Source organism: uncultured Pontibacter sp., from assembly GCF_947502515.1.
Lineage (GTDB): Bacteria > Bacteroidota > Bacteroidia > Cytophagales > Hymenobacteraceae > Pontibacter.
This window is the reverse complement of the sequence record NZ_CANNAI010000009.1, coordinates 162924-170766: the sequence shown is the minus strand read 5'-3', so window position 1 is coordinate 170766 and position 7843 is coordinate 162924. Positions and strand designations below refer to the sequence as shown.

At 48.3% G+C, this 7843-nt stretch carries 8 protein-coding genes; 1 reads left to right on the top strand and 7 read right to left on the bottom strand.

The genetic code is table 11. The annotated features are described in order from the left end of the window. Positions 1-531: 531 nt before the first annotated feature. The 5 genes from Q1A54_RS19130 to rpmH all read right to left on the bottom strand — a co-directional run bounded on the left by Q1A54_RS19130 (position 532) and on the right by rpmH (position 4141). Positions 532-1044 (bottom strand): DUF2480 family protein, encoded by a 513-nt coding sequence (locus tag Q1A54_RS19130; RefSeq protein ID WP_299991374.1) that lies wholly within the window; start codon positions 1042-1044, stop codon positions 532-534. 9 nt (positions 1045-1053) lie between these two features. After that, positions 1054-1752: a tRNA (adenosine(37)-N6)-threonylcarbamoyltransferase complex dimerization subunit type 1 TsaB gene (gene tsaB / locus Q1A54_RS19125; RefSeq protein WP_299991371.1), complete on the bottom strand. Its 699-nt coding sequence runs from the start codon at positions 1750-1752 to the stop codon at positions 1054-1056. A gap of 105 nt (positions 1753-1857) precedes the next feature. Then, complete coding sequence (locus tag Q1A54_RS19120; protein WP_299991369.1) at positions 1858-3507, bottom strand: S41 family peptidase; 1650 nt, start codon at positions 3505-3507, stop codon at positions 1858-1860. Between the two features lie 29 nt (positions 3508-3536). Next, complete coding sequence (gene rnpA / locus Q1A54_RS19115) at positions 3537-3941, bottom strand: ribonuclease P protein component (protein WP_299991366.1); 405 nt, start codon at positions 3939-3941, stop codon at positions 3537-3539. A gap of 41 nt (positions 3942-3982) precedes the next feature. Then, positions 3983-4141, bottom strand: a complete 159-nt coding sequence (gene rpmH, locus Q1A54_RS19110; protein WP_007659000.1) for a 50S ribosomal protein L34 — start codon at positions 4139-4141, stop codon at positions 3983-3985. A 229-nt stretch (positions 4142-4370) separates the two neighbouring features. On the opposite strand from rpmH, the gene Q1A54_RS19105 reads away from it, so the two are divergent. Then, positions 4371-6095, top strand: coding sequence for a M61 family peptidase (locus Q1A54_RS19105; protein WP_299991358.1), 1725 nt, complete (start codon positions 4371-4373; stop codon positions 6093-6095). Here Q1A54_RS19105 and Q1A54_RS19100 read toward each other — a convergent pair. Continuing rightward, the gene (locus Q1A54_RS19100; protein WP_299991356.1) at positions 6092-7327 is read right to left on the bottom strand and encodes an NAD(P)/FAD-dependent oxidoreductase; all 1236 of its coding nucleotides are present in this window, start codon (positions 7325-7327) and stop codon (positions 6092-6094) included. The two genes, Q1A54_RS19105 and Q1A54_RS19100, sit on opposite strands and share 4 nt — an antisense overlap. Before the next feature lie 196 nt (positions 7328-7523). Continuing rightward, complete coding sequence (locus Q1A54_RS19095; protein WP_299991315.1) at positions 7524-7748, bottom strand: hypothetical protein; 225 nt, start codon at positions 7746-7748, stop codon at positions 7524-7526. Between the last annotated feature and the right edge of the window lie 95 nt (positions 7749-7843).

Genomic DNA, 7843 nt, shown 5'->3' with positions numbered 1-7843 from the left:
CTGCCGGAGTCCCTTTTTCCCGACCCGTTGTACCGTGTGGGGAGTGCAAAGGTCAGAAAAAATCCCGTACATGCAAGGGCCCGCCCCCGTCTTTGCCCCCTCTCCCCGGGCGGTTTCGCTTAAGTGCCTGATCCGCACAGGGAATAGTTTCAAACTTTTTTTCGGGTTTTTGCCGTCTCTTAACAATACAGGCTGTTCTTTCCTGCAATGCTAAGAGTCTGTTTGTTTTCAGAGCTCTTTAAGACTCCAAAAAAGGTTGTTTAGTTGGCAACTACATAAGGAGACTGCTTATACAATCTATGGATATGCCCTATGCTTCTCGCTTCAGTTCCCCGCGCGCTAGAGTGTAACATCGTTTTCCCTCCCTGAAGTTCCAAACGCGATTTATTTTTTAATCTTTTCTTCTTCGCTTTCACTTGCGCTTCTCTATACCCTTTCAACTACTGCTCCTTTATTCCTACACTATATATAAAGCAGCAGGGCCCTTTCTTCAGGAAAGGGCCCTGCTATCTGTCTTATGCTAAAATCAGCTTACGCTGTTTTTGGCTTCTTATATAATGGAACCGTACTACATGGTTCGCCATACATCAGGCTACTTACAACTGGCAAGAGTTTTCGCATGATCTCTACATAAGCATATGTTGGAACAGGTATACTGCCGCATCCTTTAATAACAACTTTTCCATCCCGATATTCTTCCGGATCTATTTTAGCAATCGCTTCCTGCATTAATGCTTGCTCGAGTGCTTCCAGGTCGCCGAACACATAGTAATTAGCATGCGACTGAAGCTTAGTCGCGAGCAGCATATAGGCCCAGGTCGGCACGATGGCGTCAACTGAGCAAATGATGGCTACGTTCTTTCCTGCATACATGGACCAATCATGCTCTTTTACGAAGGCTCTGAAATCCTTCTCCCGAAGAATCAAACCCTGAAACAGGTTATCTTTAATATCATACACCACCCGCTCTCCCGGATGAAGCAGCTCTTCCAGGTTTAGCGTCACGAGTGCGCTTTGTGCTACTTTGTTTATTATATCTGACATTGCTATAGCTTATTTAATCGTGTTCTTAGTAGGACTTGTTATATAAACATCCTTCAGATAGAAGGGTTCATAATAGGCCACGTCTTCGAATGCCTGCTGCTCGTACTTCGCCATTGCCAGTTGACCGATCGTTTTTGCGGATGGCTGTATACTATCTACGAACAACGCATGCTTATTTCCCTCCACCATCTTTTTGAACTTGCCAGCTCCGTTGCCGAAGAAAATAATCGGTTGACTTGTTAGTTGCTCCTGAAAGCTTTGCTCGTCTAATACTACAGGAGTCACTGGCGTCAGCTCTTCCAGGTCGGAGCTGAGCAGACAGGTATAGACTTCCATACGGCGGGCATCTATCATAGGGCAAAACAAGTAGTGCTGCGCATTAGGTACACTATCGATCGCCTGCTTCGCCAACCCATATAAAGTAGAGACCTCCAGCAAAGGTATATCTAGAGAATAACAAAGTCCTTTGGCAGTAGAGCTGCCTATACGCAAACCCGTATAAGACCCCGGTCCTCCTGACACAGCTACCGCACTCAGGTTGTGCAAGGTATAGCCACAGTTCTCAACAAGCTGCGAGATCATGACCGTTATATGGGAGGAGTGGGACTTTTCAATCTGCAGCTCAGATGCCCCAAGCAGGTCTTCTCCTTTATATAAGGCAACAGAACATACAGTAGAAGAGGTTTCGAGCGCGAGCAGTAGTGGCATAATTGAACTTATAATGAATGTGATGACAAAAGTACGCCCGAAAGACCAAGAAACAAAAAGGGTGATACCGGACCGGCATCACCCTTTTATTTATACCTTATCCTTTTACTTCACTTTCAGGAAAGATGCATACTCCTGCTGATCGCTGAGCACACGCTTTGCCATCAATATATCCGGGTCGTCATCGAATGAAGATTCGATATAGCCTTTCTGCAGATAGTAGCGGGAAGCGATTTCAGCCTCCAGCATTTCCTGAATCTCAGCACGGAAACGCATCAGGTCATTCGACTTGTTATGCGAAACCTTCTTCTTAATGGCATCCAGTTCCAGTTTGATGTCATCCAAATGCTTACCATCTTTTGCCTGCTCTGTCAGATCTTCCAGCTCGCGTTCTATCTTAGTCGTATAGTTCACGTCTTTGTTATCCAGGAAAGCGACGAACTTCTGGTAGTCGGCATCAGTCAACTTAAACTGCTTGGCCGAAGGTATAGTGGGGTTCTCTGCTCTATACTTATTGGCGTACTCAAAGAAGTAACCTTTGGCTGCAATGGTTCTGGCGATTTCAGAGTAAGTTTTGCGGGTAACTTCCACATCCGGGCTTACGCCGCCGCCGTCGTAGACAATACGTCCACCGGCTGTTTTGTGAGCCACTTTAAGTGAATCCGGAATTTTGCCGGCGCTACCGTCTTCATTGCGATGCTTGTAGTCGATCGCCTGGATGCTACGGCCGCTCGGAATGTAGTATTTGGCAGTTGTTACTTTTAGTTGTGAGTTATAGGAAAGCGGACGGGTAGCCTGCACCAGACCTTTACCAAATGTGCGCTCCCCTACCAGCACGGCACGATCATAGTCTTGCATCACACCAGCCACAATCTCCGAGGCCGAAGCACTCCGTGAACTGGTCAGGATGACCATAGGCATGCTCTTGTCGAGTGGTTCATCCAAGGCCTTGTAAGTCTTGTTCCACTCCTTTACTTTGCCTTTGGTGCTAACGATATCCCGGCCTTTGTCAACAAACAGGTTGGAGATGTTCACGGCTTCGTGCAGCAAACCACCCGGATTGTCACGCAAATCGAAAATAATCTTCTTAGCTCCCTGCTCTTTCAGTTTCTGCACGGCGGTCCTTACCTCCTTAGAAGCATCGACGGTGAAGCCTGACAGTTGGAAGTAGCCGATCTCATTGTCAATCATGCCGTAGTAAGGCACATTGTCAACCATAATGTTGGCGCGGGTTAGCTCTACTGTTCGGGATTTACTCTGACCGTAGCTGCGCACTTCGAGTTTCACAGTGGAGTTGGCCTGCCCCTTGAGTAGTTTACTCACTTCAGAAGTAGTCTTGCTGGAAACGTTTACGCCGTCAATTTTAACGATCTCGTCGCCGATCACCAGCCCCGCTTTGTGAGCCGGGGAGTTTTCGTACGGCATTTGCACCACAATCTTGTTGTTGCGGCTACCGATGAGCGCACCAATACCGCCATACTGACCGGTGGTCATGGTACGAAAATCTTCAATATCGTCTTCGGGAATGTAGTTGGTATAAGGGTCGAGCGATTTGAGCATCGCGTCTATACCTGTGCGCACCAGTTTGGAAGGCGGCACCTCATCTACATAGTAGGTATTTACTTCTTTGAAAAGCGTGGCAAAAACGTCGAGGTTTTTGGCAATTTCGAAATAGCGCTCCGACTCTGTCTTAAAAGAGAAGAGGGTCAGCGCAAGGCAGCCAATGAGGAGGCCGGCTATAGACTTCTTGTACATAATATTCCGGGTTTAGGGGCGGGGTAAGACTATCTAGTCAAACAACGTTCCAAACCGGAAATTAGTTTTTTTTGGATTGTATCAAAGGATTTTTTTTCCTTGCCAATGTAAATAATGGCAAGGAGGCTGGGGGCCTGCCCTTGATGCTGGGTAAGAATGTGCTTGTTAAGGCGGTAAGCCTCACGTATCTGACGCTTCAGGCGGTTGCGGTCGACGGCACGCTTAAAATGGCGCTTCGAGACCGATATAACCAACTGTGTGCTGTCGGAAAGAGCATGTTCAGGTGTGTGGTACACAAACCTGAGCGGATACAAATTAAAAGAAGAACCCTTGCTAAACAGCAGCGAGATAAGGCGCTTACTGCACAAGCGTTCTTCTTTCGAATATGTATAAGAAATCGGCTGCTCTGCTGGTTTGTCTTTAGCTGGATCCATACGCATGACGGCTCCGGGCTGAGCAAAGCACAACCAGATTACTAAGCTTTGTGTCTTCTTTCGTCAGAAACAGTCAGTTTCTTTCTGCCTTTAGCTCTTCTGCTAGCTAGCACTCTTCTTCCGTTAGCGGTTTCCATTCTTGATCTGAAACCGTGCTTGTTTCTTCTTTTTCTCTGCGAAGGCTGGAATGTTCTTTTCATCGTCTGCCAATGGTTTTATTATGGCCTGCAAAATTAGGGAAGCTTTTCTAAAATAGCAATCCCACTTCCTATATTATTTCAAAAAATACAGAAAAAGGGGCTTGCTGATCATTCTAAACCATTAATAACGCGTAGCTATACCTTAATTTGGACATCCTGCGAGCCCCGTATACCTGGGTTAAGCGCAAATTACTTTAATTTTAAACCGAACCCCATACCATCATCTGTTATGATCCGGCACCATATTTCCTATACCAACCCGCTCACGCACTTTCTGGATATCACCCTCACCATACCTGATAACAGTCAGCAGGAGCTATACCTGCAGCTGCCCGCCTGGCGCCCTGGCCGCTACGAGCTGCAGCACTTCGCCCAGAAGCTGCGCGGTGTTACAGCCCATGCAGCCGGCGTGGCTATACCTGTGCGCAAGGTCACCAAGGACCGGTGGCTGGTTGAGACAAGTGGTGCAGCGCAGATCGAGATACGCTACAGCTTCTATGCCCGACAGATGGACGGAGGCGGTTCCTGGCTCGACGAGGAGCAGCTATACCTGAATGGCATCAACTGCCTGATGGCGGTGGAAGGCCGCGAGCAGGAGCCACAGCAATTGCAGCTCGCTATACCTGCCGACTGGCAGATTGCTTGCGGACTCCCCGAAACTGAGCGCCATACCTTGCAGGCTGAAAACTATGATCAGTTGGTGGACAGCCCACTGATTGCTAGCGCCTCGCTCAAAAAGGAAACCTATACCGTAGCCGATATACCTTTCCACATCTGGATACAAGGCGACTGCCGACCGGACTGGGAGCGAATCAAAAAGGATTTTGAGGCGTTCACGAAGGAACAGCTTGAGGTGTTTGGCGATTTTCCAGTAACAAATTATCACTACCTGAACGAGATCCTCCCCTACCGCTTTTATCAAGGAGTGGAGCACGTGAATTCCACGGTCATCACGCTTGGCCCAAGTGAACTGTTGGTGACGCCTGCTCTGTACAAGGAATTTTTGGGCGTTAGTTCGCACGAGCTCTTCCACACGTGGAACGTCAAGCAGATCAGGCCTAAAGAAATACTGCCTTATGATTTCACCGGTGAGAACTACTTCCGGACAGGCTATGTGGCGGAAGGTATAACGACCTACTACGGTGACTACATGCTGGCCCGCTCGGGTGTGTTTACAGCAGCACAATACTTCGACGAACTCAACACGACCCTCCAGCGCTACTTCGCTGACCACAGCCGAAATAATATGTCCGTTGCAGACTCCTCGTTTGACCTCTGGCTGGACGGCTACAAACCGGGTATACCTGATCGTAAGGTTTCAATCTATATTAAAGGAGCTTTAACGGCCCTGTTACTCGACCTGCAACTACGGCAGCGCACGAACAATCAAGCCAGCCTGGACGTGGTAATGCGCCAGCTTTGGGAAGAGTTTGGCAAAAAAGGTATAGGCTACACCGAACAGGATTATGAACAGCTCGTGCTACGTATCGGAGGGGAAGAGTTTAAGCATTACTTTGAACGGTATATCAACAGCACCGCTCCTATTGAGGAGGCTTTAGAGGAGGCGCTAAGGTATGTGGGCTGCACGCTCAAGGCAGAAGAAAACGCCATGATCACGGAGCGACTATTCGGTTTTAAAACGGTTGCTGATACCCAAATGACCAAAATAACAGCCATTGCACCTGACTCACCTGCTAGCAAGGCATTAGGTGTAGAGGATGAACTGATAGCAGTAAACGGACGGAAAATTGAGCAAAACCTGCAGCCTTTGCTGACTGACATGGACCTCAGACAAGGTATAGAGCTGATGCTGTTCAGGAATAAGCAGCTTCGCCAGGTAGTTCTGCAGCCAGCCCAGCAAACCTATTACACCAAGTATAGCGTTGCCAAGCGATCGGACGCGACAGATGCTGAGAAGCAAAACTTTAAGCTCTGGCTAAAACAGGAATTTTAGTTAAAAAGTAGCTTGAGGTAGAAAGACGGCTGCTTGAGCCGCTCTCGCAGGTCCAGGTCAGTGAACATGCAGGAAATGGTTTCGGCCAGCGCCTGGTTCTTGGAGGCTTTGCTGGCTACTTGGTTGAAAAGCCACGGATAGTCTAGCAGGCGCTGCATACGGCGGCTTAGCTTCAACTCCTTCCATAGGCGGTTATACACTGCCTTGTCGTAGCCTTGCATGAAGTCAGCAGAGAAGTTTTGCTGTTGCAGACACAGCTCGGCTTGTGTGGCAGCCCAGCGACCGCTGATCATGGCATTGCTGATACCCTCACCGGTAAAAGGGTCTATCAGGGAAGCGGCATCCCCCACCAGCATGTAGTTGTCGCCAGAAATCATGCGCTTCTTCGAGCCTAGCGGCAGGCCATAACCTTTGATATCGCCCATTAGTTCGGCACCAGCAAAGCGCTGCTTGAACTCCGGATGGCTCTCGATCATGCGGAGCATTTCCTTTTTCAGGTTTACCTTCTTCTGGCTCACCGTCTCGCTCAGCATACCCACACCTACGTTAGCATAGCCACCCGGCAGCGGAAAGATCCAGAAATAGCCCGGCAGAAAATCTTTGAGGAAGTGCAGCTCTATGAAGTTATCCTTGTCCAGCCCTGTTACATCTTTGTAGTAGGCTCGTAAGCCGGCGCAGTAGTGCTCCGGCTCCTGCTTTATACCTGCCTCGTGTCGCGCAAAGGCCGAGTGCGCCCCGTTGGCGACGATCAGCAGACGGGTGTTCAGTTGAAAATGCCCGCTCTTGTCTGTTAACGCAAAGCCATGATCATCACGCTCCACATTGGTGATGTCAACACCTTCCAGCAGTGTTATCTCAGGCCGCAGCCTTACCTGCTCGATCAGGAAGTTGTCGAAGTCTATCCGCTTGGAGATATAGCCGGACGGAGTATCCTGTGTAGGATCGTAATTATGCTTGAATGGTACGCTCAGTTTATGTCCGGCTGGCGAGATAAAATGAATACCCCACGAAGGCAGCTGTTCTTTTTGTTCGCCCAACAAAGCAGGCAAGCTGGCATCGATACGCTTTAGTTCGTTCACCACTTTGCCGCTCAGGGCATCGCCGCATACCTTGTCTCTGGGGAATGCGGCTTTGTCAAGAAGCACACAGGGTATGCCCTTATTGGCCAGGTGTAATGCTGCCGTAGCCCCGCCCGGTCCGGCTCCCAATATACAGATGTTGTGTTGCTGCATGCAGTTGAATTGAGACTAAAAATAAACAGCAAACCTGAGCCTAGCGCTATATCTGTTCAAAAAAGAACATAAAAAAAGGAAAGCCCTCAGGCCTTCCTCTCCTTTTCCATAGTCTTATTTTGTATTCCTAGTGTGCTTACTTATTGTAAGGGGTGTTGTTAATACCATCCACTAGGTTAGGTTGGGTCGCATTAATTTATTTTTTGTCGTAAGGCATGTTGTTACCGCCCTTTGCTAAGTTGCGGTTCGGATTCTGCACTTTAGAGTCATCCTCTTGCTGCAATTTTTTCGCTGGGTCAATGGCTACACGCTCGTTGTACCCTTCTTGCTGACGCTTATTCTCTATTTTAGAAGTAGCGTTCTGCTCTCCTTGTTTCTGCAAGTTTCCTTTTTGGTTTTGCTTATTTTTATCGTCATTCATAGTTGTCTTCATTTAGCGTTATAGTATAGGTTTACCACCGGAAGCTTTACTTTGTTACATTTCAATGCAATTCAGGTTGCTAGCTATACCTGCCA